Source organism: Kitasatospora sp. SUK 42, assembly GCF_015776785.2.
Taxonomy (GTDB): domain Bacteria; phylum Actinomycetota; class Actinomycetes; order Streptomycetales; family Streptomycetaceae; genus Kitasatospora.
In genome coordinates this window covers 1,244,409-1,261,764 of the sequence record NZ_LFMD02000003.1, presented here as the reverse complement: position 1 = coordinate 1,261,764, position 17,356 = coordinate 1,244,409, and the positions used below count along the sequence as shown (strand labels likewise).

Sequence of the window (17,356 nt, the reverse complement as noted above, 5' to 3'; positions counted from 1 at the left end):
GCTTGGCCGGGGCCGCCGTTGCTTCGCGGTTCCTGGAAAGGGTGGGCGGGCGGGGCACTCGGTGTTTGGGCGGGCCCGTGTGCTTGCACGCGGGCCCGCCCGTTCTAGTTCGTTCAAAGCTGGCCCTGTATCGCGTTCCGCCCCGCCGCGATCGTTGTCGCGGCGGGGCGGGGCGGAGAAAGAATCTGCGATTGATCCAAAGCCATCCCGGCTTCTGCGCAGGAAGTCGGGATGGCCGACTTCCTACGCGCGTGGTGCCGGATCGCGCCGTCGCCGCTTCGGGCGTGCCGAAGCGGCGACGGGTTCGTAGGAGGCTGCTTCTTTGGGCGGGCCCGGGTGCTTGCGCCCGGGCCCGCCCCAGAGGATCTGTGTCTCTGGTGGTTTTGGGCGCTTATTCGGCCCGCTGTCGCTGTCCCTGGAGGGCAGTTTTGGGCGGGCCCGTGTCACCTGACACGGGCCCGCCCAGGAGGAGGTCGTTCACCGGATTCGTTGCTGACCGCCCCTGTGGGGCGGGCCGGGAGGGGGGCTACCGGGAGGCGGCGCGCTGGAGGGCGCTGGCGAGCAGGGCGAGGTCGGTGGGGCCGTTGCCGAGTTCGCGGACGGGGCGGCGGGCGGGTGGGGCGCCGAGCTGGAGGGGGTCTATCGCGACGACGGTGGGGCGCAGGGTGGCGGTGCGGGGGATGCGGCCGCTGATCCGGGCGGCCTGGAAGGCGGTGACGCCGCCGTCCGGTCGGCGCAGGTAGCCGCGGCCGGGGGTGTTCTCGGGGAGGGCGGCCGCGTCGCCGAGGTGGATCAGCAGGTCGGAGTCGGCCGGGTCCTCGGTGCGCAGCGCGATGCGGAGCAGGGCGGCCTCGTCGACCTCGGTGCCGGAGCTCTCCTCCGGTCGGCCGGTGGCGACCGCGAGGTGGATGCCGAGCGGGCCGCCGCGCCGGGCGACGGCGGCGAGGGCGCGGGCGAGCGGGCGGCCGGCCGGGGAGGTGGGGGAGAGCAGGGCGTCGTAGTCGTCGACGACGACGATCAGCCGGGCGGGGACGGGCCCGGAGGGGGAGGGGGCGGGCCGGGGGCCCTCGGCGCTGCGCGGCGGGATGACGCGCGGAGCCGACGCCGAGGCGGCGCCGACGGTGACCGGCACCTGGGGGTGGTCCGCGTCCAGTATCCGGGTCGCGTGCCAGGAGGCGAAGTCCAGTCCGTCGAACAGCCGCTCCCGCAGGGCGAGTTCGTCCTCCAGTGCCTCCGCCGCGAGCAGCGCGGCCCGGGGGTCGGCGGCGGCGTTGACCCGGCCGGTGACGTGCGGCAGCTCGGTGCAGCCGTCCAGGCCGTCCTGGTCGTCGGTGGTGGCCCGGCCCTCGATGATCGTGACGGCGAGGCGCTCGGGCCGCTCGGAGACGGCGAGCGAGGCGACCAGGGTGCGTAGCAGTTCGGTCTTGCCGGAGCCGCGGGCGCCGCCGATCAGCAGGTGCGGGCCGCCGGGGTCGGGGGAGGGGAGGGCGAGCTCGGGGTCGGCGAGGTCGAGCGTGCACAGCTCGTCGCGGGTGGTGCCGAGCAGTGCGGTGGCGGCGCCGATGCCGCCGGCGTGCGCGGCCCAGCGGGCGGACAGCTTGGCCGGGGTGACGGTGTCGAGCTGGAGCAGGTCGAGCAGGCGCAGCGCGTCGGGCAGCGGTCCGCGGGCGGCGGGGGCGGCCTCGCACAGCGGGGCGAGGGCGCGGGCCAGCCGCTCGGCCCAGGCGTCGGCGACGGCGTCCAGCGAGACCTCGTGCAGGGTCTCCCGGCCGCGGGCGACGGGGCGGTTCAGCGAGAGCTGGGTGCCGACCTCGCCGGTGATCAGCGCGGTGGCGCCGAGGCCCCGGGGGAGCAGTTCGGGCTGTTCGGCGAGGCAGATCGGGAAGATGCCGACGGCGGGGCCCTGGCGCAGCAGCAGGTCGAGCGCGTGCCGGGCGGTCTCGGTGGCGGGGCGGCCGTCGACCACGACCACGGTGGCGGGGTGGCCGCCGAGGCCGGTCGGGCCGCTGAGCCGGGCGGTGAGCTCGGTGAGCCGGGCGGTGGCCTGTTCGTCGTCGAAGCCGAGCAGCAGTCGGCAGTCCTGGCCGTCGGCGGGGCGCAGGTGGGGCAGCCAGAGCGCCCAGGCCCAGGTGTCGACGCGGTCCTCGGGGCTGCGGGCGGGGTCGGCGTCGACCACGACCAGGCTGAGCCCGGTCGGCGGGTGCAGGGCGGCGAGCTGGGCGACGACGGCGCGGGTGAGCGCGTCGAGGCGCTCGCGCGGGCCGCTGAGCCCGAGGCTGCCGGCGGTCTGCAGGTCGAGGGTGACCGGGACGGCGGGCAGCATGGTGCCGGGCGTGGTGCCGGGGCCGCCGGGGCGGTCGCCGGTGCCGAGGCGCAGGGTGAGCGCGTCGGGGTGGCCGGGGCCGCGCTCCCAGAGCCGGGGGCCGGGGCCGACGGCGTTGAGCAGCACGGTGGCGAGGTCGGGCCAGCGTTCGCGCTGGGCGGCGGTCTGGCGCAGCCGTACGGCGGTGTGGTGGCGCTCGGCGCTGCCCTGGCCGGGCGGCTCGGCGGCGCGGCCGGGGAGCAGCGAGAACAGGCCGCGGCTGCGGGCGGGGGAGGGTTCGGGGGCGGTGGGCGGTTCGATGACGGGCGGTGCGGGGCGGACCGGGCCGGGGGCGGCGAGCTGGAGGTGGCCGTTGCCGTCGGGCAGGGCGGCGCGGGCGGGCTCACCGGTCGGTTCGAACAGCTGGAGGGTGGACTCGCCGATCCGCAGCAGTGCGCCGTTCTCCAGCGGGACGGCGGTCTCCGCGGGGCCGGGCGGGACGATCCGGCCGTCCAGGGTGGTGCCGTTGGTGGAGCCGAGGTCGCGGACGGCGATCCGGCCGTCCTCGCCGAGGTGCAGGGAGAGGTGCAGCCGGGAGACGTCCGGGTCGTCGATCGGGACGTCGGCCTCGCCGGAGCGCCCGATCCGGATCTCCCGGCCGTGCAGCCGGTGCACGCCGCCGGCGTCCGGGCCGCCGATCACCCGCAGTTCGGCGGCGGCGGGGCCGTCGTCGGGGTCGTCGGCGGTCGGGTCGGGCTCGTTGAGGCTGAGGACGGCGCCGTCGAGCAGCGGGGGGTGGCCGAGCAGGGTGTGTTCGTCCACCCGGTGCGCCCCGGCGTACAGGTGCACATGGGTGGCGGCCCGCGGCCCGCGCACGCCTACGGCGCCCGCGAGCGCGCCCGCGATGGAGCCGAGCGCGGTACCGACGGGCGCGGTGACCAGCACGTCCACGTAGGGGATGGCGGAGCCGGCGGCGGTCGGTCCGCTGCGCGGTCGGAGGACGGTCAGCCGGATCTGCATCTCGCCCGCGGGTCCCTTCTGCTGGTGTGATGCCTGGTACCGCTGTCCGGTGCCGTCGCGGACGCTCGGGGCGGACGCGGCGGCCCTTTGGGCCACACGAGTGGCGAGTGTCCATCCTGCCATCCGGCGTGGACAGTCCGCGCACCGTACCGGATTTGACGATCTTGCGATCATCGCCATGTTGGAGGCGACGCAGAGTCAGGTCAACCGGGGCCGCAACGGCCACCGCGACCACGGCCGGGGCCACCGTCGGCACCGCCGCCGCGACGGCCCCCGACGGGCCCGTGCGACCGGCTCCGGGAACTCCCCTAGGGGATGTCCCCCAACCCCGCTCGGATGGCCTGCCGGTCACCCCGAAAAGCAGAACGGACACCGTTAGAGTGGCCGCAAACACGGGCCCGGCAGGCTCACCGCACCTGCGGAGGAGCGCCCCGCGCGGGCGGCACGGCGAGGAGTGCGACAAGGTGCGGCCAGTCGGCAGCAAGTATCTGCTCGATGAGACCCTGGGTCGGGGTGCGACCGGGACCGTCTGGCGCGGTCTGGTGCGTCCGGACGCCCAGGTGCCGGGCAGCGAGCCCGGGCAGCAGGTGGCGATCAAGGTGCTGCGCGAGGAACTGGCGGCCGACCCGGACGTGGTGATGCGCTTCCTGCGCGAGCGCTCGCTGCTGCTGCGGCTGACCCACCCCAACATCGTCCGGGTCCGCGACCTGGTCGTCGAGGGCGAGCTGCTGGCCCTGGTGATGGACCTGGTGGAGGGCCCCGACCTGGCCCGCTACCTGCGCGCCAACGGCCCGTTCAGCCCGATCGCGGGCGCCCTGCTGATGGCCCAGGTCGCGGACGCGCTGGCGGCCAGCCACGAGGACGGGATCGTCCACCGCGACCTCAAGCCGGCCAACGTGCTGCTCGCCTCCACCCTGGTGGGCGGCACCGAGCAGATGCACCCGATGCTGACCGACTTCGGCATCGCCCGGCTCGCCGACTCCCCGGGCGTCACCCGTACCCACGAGTTCGTCGGCACCCCCGCGTACGTCGCGCCGGAGTCCGCCGAGGGCCGCCCGCAGACCTCCGCGGTGGACGTCTACGGCGCCGGGATCATGCTCTACGAGCTGGTCACCGGCCGCCAGCCGTTCCAGGGCGACTCCGCGCTCGCGGTCCTCCAGGCCCACCTGTCGCAGGAGCCGCAGCGGCCCAGCACGATGCCCGAGCCGCTCTGGACGGTGATCGAGCGCTGCCTGCGCAAGGACCCTGCCCAGCGGCCGAGCGCCACCTCGCTGGCCCGCGCCCTGCGGGTGGTCGCCGCCGGGGTGGGCGTGCACGCCTCGCCGGCCGCGGTGGACGAGGCGCTGGCGGTCGGCGCCCTGCTGCTGCCGGACCCGCAGCCGACGACCGTCCCGGGCACCACGGGCGCCGTCCTGGGCGCCTTCCCCGGTCCGGTGCCGGGCGCTCCCGGCGCCGAGGACCACACCCAGGTGCTGCCGCCGCCCCCGGGCGGACCGCAGTACGACCCGGCCGCCGCGACCCGGGTGATGGGCACCCAGCCGCCGCCCGCGCCCCCGTACGGCGTCCCGGACCGCACCCAGGTGATGCCGCCCGCCGCCGTGCCGCCGCCCCCGCCCGCCGGGCCGGCCGGGGCGCAGGAGGAGGCGCCGCACCCGTGGCAGACCCAGCTGCGCGCGGCGCGCGACCGCAACCAGCAGACCCAGGTCGGCTACTTCGGACCGGAGGACTTCGAGGAGCCGCAGGTCGCCCCGCAGCCCTACCAGGCGGGACCGGGCGGACGGCCCGGCCCGCAGCAGCAGCCGCCGGCCGGCTACCGCCAGGACCCGCGCCGCCAGGGCCCGCCGCCCGGCTACGCCCAGCGCCCGCCGGTCGCCCCGCCGCCCTACCAGGCGGGGAACCAGGGCGGGCCGCAGGCGGGGCACCAGGCCGGGCAGGGCCCGCAGGGCGGCCGTCCGCAGCCCCCGGGCAGCTACCGGCAGGCCCCGGCCGGGTACGGCCAGTCGCAGGGCGGCTACCCGCCGCCGCCCCCGCCCACCCCGGTGCCGCGCCGGGCCGAGCCGCCCGCGCCGCAGCACCGGGAGCCCCCGCGGCCCCGCGAGGAGCCGCCCGCGCCGCCCCGCCGCGAGCCCGCCCCGCCGCGCGAGCGGCGCCCGCGCAGCCGCAACCGGATGTACATCCCGGGCCTCGGCTGTCTCAAGGGCTGCCTGATGGTGCTGCTGGTGCTGGGCGTGGCCTCGGTGGCGCTGTGGAGCTTCACGCCGCTTCCGCACTACTGGGACAATGTGGTGGGCTGGTTCGACACCGCGCGCGACTGGGTGAACAGCACCATCGGCAGCAACTAGCGGTCGGACGGCGGGGCGCGGGTGGGCGACGGCGGGTCAGGTGTCGGTCCGGCACCGGCTCCGGACCGGCCGGACGGTGAGATTGACGCTTTGTCGACAATTCGTAAGATTTCTCGCCCGCGACTCCCGCTCCACGGCCCTCAGGCGGCCCGGACAGGGGGTCCGGGCGCGTAGGTTGGTCGCTGTTGTCCCGCCCCACCGAGCGCACCGGGCTCCCCGGAGCGCTCCCGCGCCGCCCACGGAGCAGCATTGGCACGCAAGATCGGCAGCCGGTACACCGTCCACCAGGTGATCGGCCGGGGCTCGGCCGGGACGGTCTGGCTCGGTGAGGGGCCCGACGGCGCGGTGGCGGTCAAGCTGCTGCGCGAGGACCTCGCCGCCGACCAGGTGCTGGTCGGCCGCTTCGTCCAGGAGCGCACCGCGCTGACCAGCCTCGACCACCCCCGGGTGGTCGGCGTGCGCGACATGGTCGTGGACGGCAGCGACCTCGCCCTGGTGATGGAGCTGGTCCAGGGCACCGACCTGCGCTCCCGGCTGGAGCGGGACGGCGCCCTCCCGCCGCAGGTGGCGGCCTCGATCATCGCCGACGTCGCCGACGGCCTGGCCGCCGCGCACGCCGCCGGGATCGTCCACCGCGACGTCAAGCCGGAGAACGTCCTGCTCGACCTCGCCGCCGCCCCCGGCCCGGGCGGCGCCCCGCGCGCCAAGCTCACCGACTTCGGCGTGGCCCGCCTGGTCGACGCCCCGCGCCGCACCCGGGCCACCCGGATCATCGGCACCCCCGACTACCTCGCCCCCGAGATCATCGAGGGCCTGGAGCCGCGCGCCGCCGTCGACATCTACGCCCTCGCCACCGTGCTGTACGAGCTGCTGGCCGGCTCCACGCCGTTCGGCGGCGGCCACACCGGCGCGGTGCTGCGCCGGCACGTCACCGAGCAGGTCCCGCCGATCCCCGGCCTGCCGGACGGGCTGTGGCGGATCATCTCCGAGTGCCTGGCCAAGGCCCCCGCCTCCCGGCTGCGCGCCGCCGAGCTGGCCTCCCGGCTGCGCGAGCAGCTGCCCTCGCTGGCCGGGCTGCCGGTGCTGGCGGTGCCCTCCCAGGGCCGCGCCCCGGCCGAGGAGCAACTGACCCCCGGCGAGGCCGTCTACGCCGAGATCGACGCCGCCCCGGGCGCCCACAAGCGCCGCCGCGGCCCGGCCGTCCCGCTGGTGCCCGGCATCGCCCCGGACTCCACCCGGGACACCCACACCAGCCTGCGCCGCCCCTCGGCCGACCAGCTGGCCGCGTACGCCGCCGAGTCCCGCGCCCAGCGCACGCCCCCGGGCCACCGCCGGGACCGCCAGGCACTGCTGCGCCGCCGCCGGATGCTGGCCGTGCTGCTGGCCACCGTCCTGCTGCTGGCGGGTGCCGCAGCGGCCTGGACGGCCTTCGCGGCGACCGCCCCGGACCACGGACACCCGGCCCGCCCGGCCGTGCAGGGCACCGCCCCGAGGGCTCCCTAGCCCCATCCGGCACGGGGGTGTCAGCCCCGTCCGACACGGGGGTGTCGTCATGACCACCCCCGGAGCCATTACCCTGGGGGCGTGGCAGCCGTCGATCCTTCCGAAGAGCTCAAGAACCTCGATACGACCATGGGGTCGATCGAGGCCGTCCTCGACCTGGACAAGATCCGGGCCGACATCGCGGTCCTGGAGGAGGAGGCAGCCGCCCCCACCCTGTGGGACGACGTCGCGAACGCGCAGAAGGTGACCAGCCGGCTCTCCTTCCTCCAGGGCGAACTGCGCCGGGTCGAGGGCCTTCGCGGCCGCATCGACGACCTGGGCGTGCTGTTCGAGCTGGCCGAGGCCGAGGACGACGCGGACACCCGCGTCGAGGCGGAGGCCGAACTCGTCTCGCTCCAGAAGGCGGTCGAGGAGCTGGAGGTCCGCACCCTCCTGTCCGGCGAGTACGACGCCCGCGAGGCGCTGATCAACATCCGTGCCGAGGCCGGTGGCGTGGACGCCGCCGACTTCGCCGAGCAGCTGATGCGCATGTACCTGCGCTGGGCCGAGCGGCACGGGTACCCCACCGAGGTGTACGACACCTCGTACGCCGAAGAGGCCGGCATCAAGTCCGCGACCTTCACCGTGAAGGCGCCCTACGCCTACGGCACCCTCTCCGTCGAGCAGGGCACCCACCGCCTGGTCCGCATCTCCCCGTTCGACAACCAGGGCCGCCGGCAGACCTCCTTCGCCGGTGTCGAGGTGCTCCCGGTCGTCGAGCAGGCCGACCACGTCGACATCGACGAGGGCGACCTGCGGGTGGACGTCTACCGCGCCTCCGGCCCCGGTGGCCAGGGCGTCAACACCACCGACTCGGCGGTGCGCATCACGCACCTCCCGACCGGCATCGTGGTCTCCTGCCAGAACGAGCGCTCGCAGATCCAGAACAAGGCGTCCGCGATGAACGTCCTCCAGGCGAAGCTGCTGGAGCAGCGCCGCCAGGAGGAGAAGGCGGCGATGGACGCGCTCAAGGACAGCGGCAGCTCCTGGGGCAACCAGATGCGCTCCTACGTGCTGCACCCGTACCAGATGGTGAAGGACGTCCGCACCGCGTTCGAGGCCGGCAACCCGCAGGCCGTCCTGGACGGCGACATCGACGGCTTCATCGAGGCCGGCATCCGCTGGCGCAAGCAGCGCGAGACCGCCGCCCAGTAGGCGCCGCGGAGCAAAACGCACCGGAACGCGCGGAAGGCCCCCGACCACAGTGGTCGGGGGCCTTCCGGTACGTTGCTCCGGTCTTCGGGGCCTCAGGCCAGCGCCTGCCGGGCGATCAGCACCACCGCGAGCAGCCCGGCCAGCAGGGCCAGCAGCATCGCGGGGGAGAGCGCGGCGAACGGCCCCTGCTGCTCCTGCAGCCGGGCCCGGTTGGCGCGGCACACCGGGCAACGCCCGTCGCTGACGCGTCCGTTGCAGTTGGCGCACACCAGATGGTCGCAGGTCATGCGATCTCCTCCTCGCTGCTACAGCCAACGCACCGGACGGGGCTTTGGTTCCTCTTCCTGCCCTGTACGGGGGAGCGGCCGGATGCGGTCGCCACCTCCACTCTGCCAGGTTCTGGCGGTTCCGGCTCCCGGGCTGTGAGATGGCTCGCAATATTCGGGGCATAGGCGGACATTCTCCCCCAGATTTCGACCGTCCTCCTGGACGGTTCCTGCGGGCCGGTCGCCGATTCGCGTATGGTCCCAGACCGGGAGCGGCCCTCTGCGCTCCCTTCGCCCGCCCCAGGACCGGGCCTCCGGGGCGGATCGACCGAGGACTGGCGCCGCCTAGGATGGCCTCCGTGATGCAGCCGTGATCAGATTCGACAACGTCTCCAAGACCTATCCCAAGCAGAACCGTCCCGCCCTGGACAACGTCTCGCTGGAGATCGAGAAGGGCGAGTTCGTCTTCCTGGTCGGTTCGTCCGGCTCGGGGAAGTCCACCTTCCTGCGCCTGTGCCTGCGGGAGGAGCGCCCCACCACGGGCGCGGTGCACGTCCTGGGCAAGGACCTCGGCAAGCTGTCCAACTGGAAGGTGCCGCACATGCGCCGCCAGCTGGGCACCGTCTTCCAGGACTTCCGCCTGCTGCCGAACAAGACGGTCGCGCAGAACGTCGCCTTCGCCCTGGAGGTGATCGGCAAGCCCAAGAGCGCCATCGGCAAGGTGGTGCCCGAGGTGCTGGAGCTGGTCGGCCTCGGCGGCAAGGAGGACCGCATGCCGGGTGAGCTGTCCGGTGGTGAGCAGCAGCGTGTGGCGATCGCCCGTGCCTTCGTGAACCGTCCGATGCTGCTCATCGCCGACGAGCCCACCGGCAACCTCGACCCGCAGAACTCGGTCGGCATCATGAAGCTGCTCGACCGCATCAACCGCACCGGCACCACGGTGCTGATGGCCACACACGACCAGGCCATCGTCGACCAGATGCGCAAGCGGGTCATCGAACTCGACAAGGGGCTGCTCGTCCGCGACCAGGCCCGCGGCGTCTACGGGTACCAGCACTGACCGACCGGCGCTGAACCGTAGGGCCGCCGGCCCGAAACCGCCAGACCCAGCAGTACCGACCCTGGAGTTGTTTCCCGCATGCGTGCCCAGTTCGTCCTGTCGGAGATCGGTGTGGGTCTCCGACGCAACCTGACCATGACCATCGCGGTCGTGGTCAGTGTCGCGCTCTCCCTCGCCCTCGCCGGTTCCTCGCTCCTGGTCCGCGACCAGGTGAACTCCATGAAGGGGTACTGGTACGACAAGGTCGAGGTGAGCATCTACTTCTGCACCAAGGCGGATGCCCGCAACTCGCCGCAGTGCGACAAGGGTGCGGCCACCGACCAGCAGGTCCAGGACATCAAGGACCAGCTGGACAAGATGAGTTCGGTGGTCCAGTCGTCCACCTACGAGAGCTCGGCGGAGGCGTACAAGCACTGGAAGGACATGAACCCGGACAACCCGCTCATCTCCGTCCTGGGTGCGGACGCGATGCCGCAGTCCTGGCGGGTCAAGCTCAACGACCCGACCAAGTACGACGTCATCCAGAGCGCCTTCGCGGGGAAGCCGGGCGTGAAGTCGGTCGAGGACCAGCGGAAGATCCTGGAGAACCTCTTCGGCCTGCTCAACGGCCTCCAGACGGCGGCCTTCGTGATCATGGTGCTGATGCTCTTCGTCGCACTGCTGCTGATCGTCAACACCGTTCGGGTGTCGGCGTTCAGCAGGCGGCGCGAGACCGGCATCATGCGCCTGGTCGGCGCCTCGAACTTCTACGTGCAGATGCCGTTCATCGCCGAGGCGGCCTTCTCGGCGCTGCTCGGCGCGATGATGGCCTCGGGCCTGCTGATCGGTGGGCACTTCTTCGTCCAGAACTGGCTGGCCGACCGGGTGCAGTTCATCCACTTCATCGGGCTCGGCTCGGTGCTCGCGGTGATACCGCTGCTGATCGTGGTCGGTATGGGCATGGCCGGTGTCGCGGCGTTCTTCACCCTGCGCAAGTACCTCAAGGTCTGATCCCCACCGGTTCCTTCGGCCCCGGACGGCGCTGCGCCGTCCGGGGCCGTCGCCGTTCCGCGGTCCACCGTTCGGGCCCGTCGTGCGCGGCGCGGTGTCTAGACTCCGGTTCCATGCTGCAAACTCCGCGCAGGGCGCGTCAGGTGGCCGCCCTCAGCCTGGCGTTCGGTGCCGTGCTCCTGGCCGGTGCCGTCTCCGGGGCCTGGGACGAACCGGGCGACCGGCCCCGCCGGGCCGCCGCCGACCTCGTCCCGGCCGCGAACACCGCGCTCCCGGCGGACCCTTCGGGCGCCGCGCTGTCCGAGCAGCAGGCCGAGCACCTGCTCTCGGCCGGCGGCGACCGCTGGGGCGCCTACTACAGCGCCCAGGAGTACGCGGAGTTCAGCCAGGGCCTGGACGGCCGCTACCTGGGCGTCGGCCTCTCGGTCGGCCGCGGCGAGGACGGCGTCACCGCGGTCTCCCAGGTCACCCCGGCCGGACCGGCCGCCGAGGCCGGGATCGCCCCCGGCGACCGGCTGCTGCGGATCGACACTGACCAGGCCGACCGGCTGCCGGTCACCGAGGTGGTCGCCCGGCTGCGCGGCCGGGACGGCGAGCGCCGGGTCGGCTCCGAGGTCACCCTGGCCGTGCAGCGGGCCGGCGGGGAGGTGCGCGAACTGCGGCTGCGGCGCGTGCTGCTGGACAGTCAGCAGGTCACCGCCGAGCACCTGGAGAAGGGCGTCCTGCGGATCACCGTCCGGGCCTTCACCAACGGCGTGGCCGAGCAGGTGCGCGCCGCCCTGCGCGCCCCGCACACCGGCGTGGTGCTCGATCTGCGCGGCAACTCCGGCGGGTTGGTGGACGAGGCGGTCGGCACCGCCGGCATCTTCCTGGACGGCGGTTCGGTCGGCTCGTACCAGGAGCGCGGCGAGACGAGGGACCTGACCGCCCCGCCCGGCGGCGACCAGCGCACCCCGCTGGTGGTGCTGGTGGACGGCGGCACGATGAGCGCGGCCGAACTGCTGGCAGGTGCCCTGCAGGACCGCAGCCGCGCGGTCGTGGTGGGCTCCCGCACCTTCGGCAAGGGCACCGTCCAGCAGCCCAGCAGGCTCGCCGACGGCGCCGTGCTGGAGATGACCGTCGGGCGCTACCACACCCCGGCCGGCCGCTCCCTGGACGGCACCGGCCTGACCCCGGACGTCCCGGCCGGAGCCGGCGAGGACGCCGGGACGCTCGCCCTGCGGGTCATCGCCGGACTCGGCACCCGAGCCTAAACCAGCTGCCGCTCCCGGCCCCGAAGTGCGAGAATGGCCGCGCTATGGCAAAGGAAACCGGACACAAGCTGATCGCGCAGAACAAGAAGGCGCGACACGAGTACACGATCCTCGACACCTACGAGTGCGGCCTCGTACTCACCGGCACCGAGGTGAAGTCACTGCGCGAGGGGCGGGCCAACCTGGTCGACGGCTACGCCTACATCCAGAACCACGAGGCGTGGATCGACAACGTCTTCATCCCCGAGTACACCCAGGGGACGTGGACCAACCATGCGGCCCGGCGCAAGCGCAAGCTGCTGCTGCACAAGCTGGAGATCCGCAAGATCGAGACCAAGGTCCGCGACGCCGGTCACACCCTGGTCCCGCTCTCGCTGTACTTCAAGGACGGCCGGGTCAAGCTCGAACTCGCGCTCGCGGTCGGCAAGAAGCTGTACGACAAGCGCCAGACGCTGCGCGAGAAGCAGGACGTCCGCGAGACGGCCCGTGCGGTGGCGGCGGCCCGCCGACGCCAGCGTTAATCCGCTGGACCCTCACCCGCCGCCTCGCGTAGTATGGCGCCAGCAACACGGACGATCACCGTCCGAGCTGTTTCTCAAAAAAACATGGGGATGATCGGTTTCGACAGGGGATGTTGAAACAGGGGAAGCGAGCCGAGGAACGCGGCAATGATCTCGTTAACCACGTGTCGCAAAAAAATAATCGCCAACTCTAAGCGCGATTCCCAGCAGTTCGCTCTCGCTGCCTAATAAGCACCGATAGCGCTTGGGTGTCAGACCGGGGAGTTCCCGACCCGGACCCTGGCATAATCTAGGGAACTCAACCGTCCGCCCGGGCTGCGGGGGTGGATGGGAAATCAAACAGCAGCTGGGCCTGTTGGCGGCTTGTCCGTGTGACCGCCAGGGCCGAGAAAAGCACAGCGGACTGCGCTCGGAGAAGCCCTGAATTAACTCCACTGGACCCGGGTTCGATTCCCGGCATCTCCACCACCCCATGTTCACACCGAAGGCCGTCCACCGCTCACGCGGAGGGCGGCCTTCGGATTTTACGGTCCCGGTGAGGCGCGCGAGCCCGCCCGGGCGTAGGATCATCCGTCCGCTCGTTTTCCGGAGCGGGATATCCGCCGCAACCACCGAGGCCATGCAGAGCAACACGGACACCACCCCCGCCACCGACCACGAGACCGTCCGCGAGCGCGAGATCGCCGGTGAGCAGCAGCACCTCGACACCGTCTACCACCGGCTGGAGGAGAAGCTCGCCGAGGCCGAGTACATCCTGGAGGACGCCGCCAAGCGGGTCCAGGTCGGTACTCCCGGCGCCCTCGCCGAGCGCGACGCCCAGGTCTACCGGGCCGGCGCCCACCTCCAGCGGCTCAACAGCGAGTTCGAGGACTTCCTGTTCGGCCGGATCGACCTCCAGCGGGCGGACGCCCCGGAGGAGCACGGCATCCCGTCCGACACCCCGCTGGACCCGGCCGACCCGGCCGTCGCGGAGACCCTCCACATCGGCCGCCTCGGCGTGCTGGACGCCGAGTACGGCCCGCTGGTGATCGACTGGCGGGCCCCGGCCGCCGCGCCCTTCTACCGCGCGACCCCGGTCGAGCCGGGCCGGGTGATCCGCCGCCGGGTGATCCGCTCCAAGGGTCGCAAGGTGATCGGCGTCGAGGACGACCTGCTGCGCCCCGACCTCACCCCGACCCTGGACGGCGAGGAGCTGGCCGTGGTCGGTGACGGCGCGCTGATGGCCTCCCTGGGCCGGGCCCGCAGCCACTCGATGCGCGACATCGTCTCCTCCATCCAGAAGGAGCAGGACGAGGTGATCCGCGCCGCGGCCGCCGGCGCCACGCTGGTCACCGGCGGCCCGGGCACCGGCAAGACGGCCGTCGCCCTGCACCGCGCCGCCTACCTCCTCTACCAGGACCGCCGCCGCTACGCCGGCGGCATCCTGGTGGTCTCGCCGACCCCGCTGCTGGTCTCCTACACCGAGGGCGTGCTGCCCGCGCTGGGGGAGGAGGGCCAGGTCGCCATCCGCGCGATCGGCTCGCTGGTGGACGGCATCGAGGCGGGCACCTACGACACCCCGGAGACGGCCCGGGTCAAGGGCTCGGCCCGGATGGTGCAGCTGCTGCGCCGGGCCGCCCGGGCGGCGCTGGAGCTCGGCGCGCCGCAGGAGCTCAAGGTGGTCGCCCGCGGCGAGGTGCTGAAGCTGGACGCCGGCCGGCTCAAGGCCGTGCGCGGCAACGTGGTGGGCTCCGGCGGCACCCCCCTGAACCTGCTGCGCCCGCGCGCCCGCCGGCTGCTGCTGGACGCCCTGTGGCTGGAGGCGACCAGGCACCTGCCCAGGCCCACCGACCACTTCGCCCGCGAGCAGCGCCAGGAGGAGAAGGAGTCCTTCGACGAGTACGTCTCGGACGAGCCGCCGTTCCTGGACTTCCTGGACGCCTGGTGGCCGGCCCTGACCCCGCGCCGGGTGCTCGGCACGCTCAAGCAGAGCCGGCACACCAACCGGATCGCCCGCCGCGCCGTCACCCCGGACGAGGCCAGGCTGCTGGCCGCCTCCTGGCGTCACCTGTCCCCGGAGGGGGAGGGCGCGCTGTCCGCGCACGACGTCGCGCTGGTGGACGAGCTGCAGGTGCTGCTCGGCGAGCCGGCCCGTCCGAAGGTCCGCGAGGTGGACGCGGTGGACCTGCTGACCGGCCTGGAGGAGGTCACCACCTTCGCCGACCGCAGCGCCCGCCAGCGTGACCGCCAGCCGGTCGAGCGCAGGGAGTACGCGCACGTCATCGTGGACGAGGCCCAGGACCTCACCCCGATGCAGTGGCGGATGATCGGCCGCCGGTCCCGGATGGCCACCTGGACGATCGTCGGGGACCCCGCGCAGTCCTCCTGGCCGTTCCCGCAGGAGGCCCAGTCCGCGCTGGACGAGGTGCTCTCCGGCAAGCCGCGCCGCCGCTTCACGCTGACCGTCAACTACCGCAACCCGGCCGAGATCGCCGAGGTGGCGGCCAAGGTGCTGGCGCTGGCCGCGCCGGGGACCCCCTCGCCGAGCGCGGTGCGCCACGTCGGCGTGGAGCCGCGCTTCGCGGCCGTCGCCGACCCCGCGCCGGAGGCCTTCGGCGCGGCCGCCCGGGCCGAGCTGGAGCGGCTGCTGGGCGAGGTGGACGGCACCGTGGCGATCGTGGTGCCGATGGACCGCCGGGACGAGGCGGCCGGTTGGACCGAGGGCCTGAGCGAGCGCGTGGTGGCGCTGGGCAGCCTGGAGGCCAAGGGCCTGGAGTACGACGCGACGGTGGTCGCCGACCCGACCGGCATCGCCGGCGAGTCGGAGGCCGGCCTGCGGGTGCTGTACGTGGCGCTGACCCGGGCGACCCAGCGGCTGACCGTGCTGTCCGGCCCGGACGACCTGCCGGACGCGGCCGGCGTGCCCGCGCTGCTGCACGGCTGACGGTCCGTGACACGACGAAGGCCCCTCACCGATCGGTGAGGGGCCTTCAGACGTTGACGACACCGACCCGCCATGCTCGCCTCGCGGCAAGTGGTCCCTCGAAGGGACGAAGGTTGGGCCCGGGGGCTTGGATCGAGCCGGTGTCCCGTCCAATGTAACGCATCGGCCCGGAGAGGCAAGGAGTGGACGCCGCCGGACCGGGATCGGACCGGGATCGGACCGGATGTGGCGAGGGCGCGATGTGTCCGGGTTGTCGGGTCCGCACACTCAATGAACGTTATTTCTGGCAACCCCTTGGAAGGTGCGACGATCGAGGTCTAGCATGCGCAGGCGATGCCTTCAACAAAATGTTGAGCCTGCGGGACAGACGGAAGAAGGAAGCGTCGATGGCGACGGTACCCAGTGTCTCCAACTCGATCACGGTGCGCCTGGAGGTCCCGGCCCGCGGCAACGCGGTCAGTGCGATCACCACCGCTGTGGAGTCCTCCGGCGGATCGGTGACCGGTCTCGACGTCACCGCCTCCGGCCTGGAGGCGCTGCGGATCGACGTGACCGTGGCGGCCTCCTCGGTCGCGCACGGCGAGGAGATCGTCGAGAAGCTGCGGACGATCGACGGCGTGTCGATCGGCAAGGTCTCGGACCGGACCTTCCTGATGCACCTCGGCGGCAAGATCGAGATGTCCTCGAAGCTGCCGATCCGCAACCGTGACGACCTCAGCATGATCTACACCCCGGGTGTCGCCCGGGTCTGCATGGCGATCGCCGAGAACCCCGAGGACGCCCGCCGCCTCACCATCAAGCGCAACAGCGTCGCGGTGGTCACCGACGGCTCGGCCGTGCTGGGCCTGGGCAACATCGGCCCGGAGGCCGCGCTGCCGGTCATGGAGGGCAAGGCGGCCCTGTTCAAGCGCTTCGCCGGCATCGACGCCTGGCCGATCTGCCTGGACACCCAGGACAGTGACGAGATCGTCGCCATCGTCAAGGCGATCGCCCCCGGCTTCGCCGGCATCAACCTGGAGGACATCTCCGCGCCGCGCTGCTTCGAGATCGAGGCACGGCTGCGCGAGGCCCTGGACATCCCGGTCTTCCACGACGACCAGCACGGTACCGCGATCGTGGTGCTGGCCGCCCTCACCAACGCGCTGAAGGTGGTCGGCAAGGAGATCGGCGACATCCGCGTGGTGATGTCGGGCGCCGGCGCCGCCGGCACCGCGATCCTCAAGCTGCTGCTGGCGGCCGGCGTCGAGCACGCCACCGTGGCGGACGTGCACGGCGTGGTCCACCAGGGCCGTGCGGACCTCGACGACAGCCTGCGCTGGATCGCCGAGCACACCAACCGTTCGGGCCGCACCGGCAGCCTCAAGGAGGCCGTGGCGGACGCCGACGTCTTCATCGGCGTCTCGGCCCCGAACGTGCTGGACGGCGACGACCTGGCCACCATGGCCGAGGACGCGATCGTCTTCGCGCTGGCGAACCCGGACCCGGAGGTCGACCCGGCCATCGCCCGGCAGACCGCCGCCGTGGTCGCCACCGGCCGCAGCGACTTCCCGAACCAGATCAACAACGTGCTGGTCTTCCCGGGTGTCTTCCGCGGCCTGCTGGACGCCCAGAGCCGCACGGTCAACACCGAGATGATGATCGCCGCCGCCCGGGCGCTGGCCACCACCGTCGCCGACGACGAGCTCAACGCGAACTACATCATCCCGAGCGTCTTCCACAAGGACGTCGCCAAGACCGTCGCCGCCGCGGTGCGCGAGGCGGCCCTGGCCGGTGCCCAGGAGGCCCCCGCACCGGCCCGTCCGACCCCCGGCATCGTCGGCACCCTCGACACCGCCGCCTTCCCCACCGTCAAGCTCTGACGGCGGGGCCTGACGATGTGTCGCTGATCGCCCAAATGTCCGATTAGCGGCCATACCCACCCGAGCCCGCCCCGAACCCTTGCGACACAAGGGCGAGGGGCGTGTTTGGGCTTGTCAGTCCTA

The 17,356-nt window shown here is 73.1% G+C and carries 11 protein-coding genes and 1 other RNA gene; 10 read left to right on the top strand and 2 right to left on the bottom strand.

Annotated elements, in window-relative coordinates; translation table 11 throughout:
* Nucleotides 1–526: 526 nt before the first annotated feature.
* Nucleotides 527–3,322, bottom strand: a complete 2,796-nt coding sequence (locus RZ50_RS15345) for an FtsK/SpoIIIE domain-containing protein (protein ID WP_196950232.1) — start codon at nt 3,320–3,322, stop codon at nt 527–529.
* Between the two features lie 464 nt (nt 3,323–3,786).
* Between RZ50_RS15345 and RZ50_RS15340 the strand changes: the two genes are divergently transcribed.
* The 3 genes from RZ50_RS15340 (at nt 3,787) to prfB (ending at nt 8,361) form a co-directional block, all read left to right on the top strand.
* A complete protein-coding gene (locus tag RZ50_RS15340; RefSeq protein WP_217680546.1) occupies nt 3,787–5,664 on the top strand; it encodes a serine/threonine-protein kinase in 1,878 nt (625 codons plus the stop codon).
* A gap of 249 nt (nt 5,665–5,913) precedes the next feature.
* Nucleotides 5,914–7,167: a serine/threonine-protein kinase gene (locus tag RZ50_RS15335; RefSeq protein ID WP_196947456.1), complete on the top strand. Its 1,254-nt coding sequence runs from the start codon at nt 5,914–5,916 to the stop codon at nt 7,165–7,167.
* An 81-nt stretch (nt 7,168–7,248) separates the two neighbouring features.
* Entirely contained in the window at nt 7,249–8,361 is a 1,113-nt protein-coding gene (gene prfB / locus RZ50_RS15330; protein ID WP_196947457.1) for a peptide chain release factor 2, read from the top strand.
* Nucleotides 8,362–8,453: 92 nt separating this feature from the next.
* On the opposite strand, the gene RZ50_RS15325 is transcribed toward prfB, so the two are convergent.
* Nucleotides 8,454–8,648 carry a hypothetical protein gene (locus tag RZ50_RS15325; protein WP_196947458.1) on the bottom strand — a complete coding sequence of 65 codons (195 nt, stop codon included), beginning with the start codon at nt 8,646–8,648 and terminating at the stop codon, nt 8,454–8,456.
* Nucleotides 8,649–8,997: 349 nt separating this feature from the next.
* On the opposite strand from RZ50_RS15325, the gene ftsE reads away from it, so the two are divergent.
* The 7 genes from ftsE to RZ50_RS15290 all read left to right on the top strand — a co-directional run bounded on the left by ftsE (nt 8,998) and on the right by RZ50_RS15290 (nt 17,233).
* Complete coding sequence (gene ftsE / locus RZ50_RS15320) at nt 8,998–9,687, top strand: cell division ATP-binding protein FtsE (protein WP_196947459.1); 690 nt, start codon at nt 8,998–9,000, stop codon at nt 9,685–9,687.
* A gap of 78 nt (nt 9,688–9,765) precedes the next feature.
* Entirely contained in the window at nt 9,766–10,677 is a 912-nt protein-coding gene (gene ftsX / locus RZ50_RS15315; protein ID WP_196947460.1) for a permease-like cell division protein FtsX, read from the top strand.
* A 113-nt stretch (nt 10,678–10,790) separates the two neighbouring features.
* Nucleotides 10,791–11,930 (top strand): S41 family peptidase, encoded by a 1,140-nt coding sequence (locus tag RZ50_RS15310; RefSeq protein WP_196947461.1) that lies wholly within the window; start codon nt 10,791–10,793, stop codon nt 11,928–11,930.
* 44 nt (nt 11,931–11,974) lie between these two features.
* Complete coding sequence (gene smpB / locus RZ50_RS15305) at nt 11,975–12,451, top strand: SsrA-binding protein SmpB (RefSeq protein ID WP_196947462.1); 477 nt, start codon at nt 11,975–11,977, stop codon at nt 12,449–12,451.
* An 86-nt stretch (nt 12,452–12,537) separates the two neighbouring features.
* Nucleotides 12,538–12,919: a transfer-messenger RNA gene (ssrA, locus tag RZ50_RS15300) on the top strand.
* Nucleotides 12,920–13,070: 151 nt separating this feature from the next.
* Entirely contained in the window at nt 13,071–15,374 is a 2,304-nt protein-coding gene (locus RZ50_RS15295) for a UvrD-helicase domain-containing protein (protein WP_196947463.1), read from the top strand.
* A gap of 386 nt (nt 15,375–15,760) precedes the next feature.
* Complete coding sequence (locus tag RZ50_RS15290) at nt 15,761–17,233, top strand: NAD-dependent malic enzyme (protein WP_196947464.1); 1,473 nt, start codon at nt 15,761–15,763, stop codon at nt 17,231–17,233.
* Nucleotides 17,234–17,356: the final 123 nt, after the last annotated feature.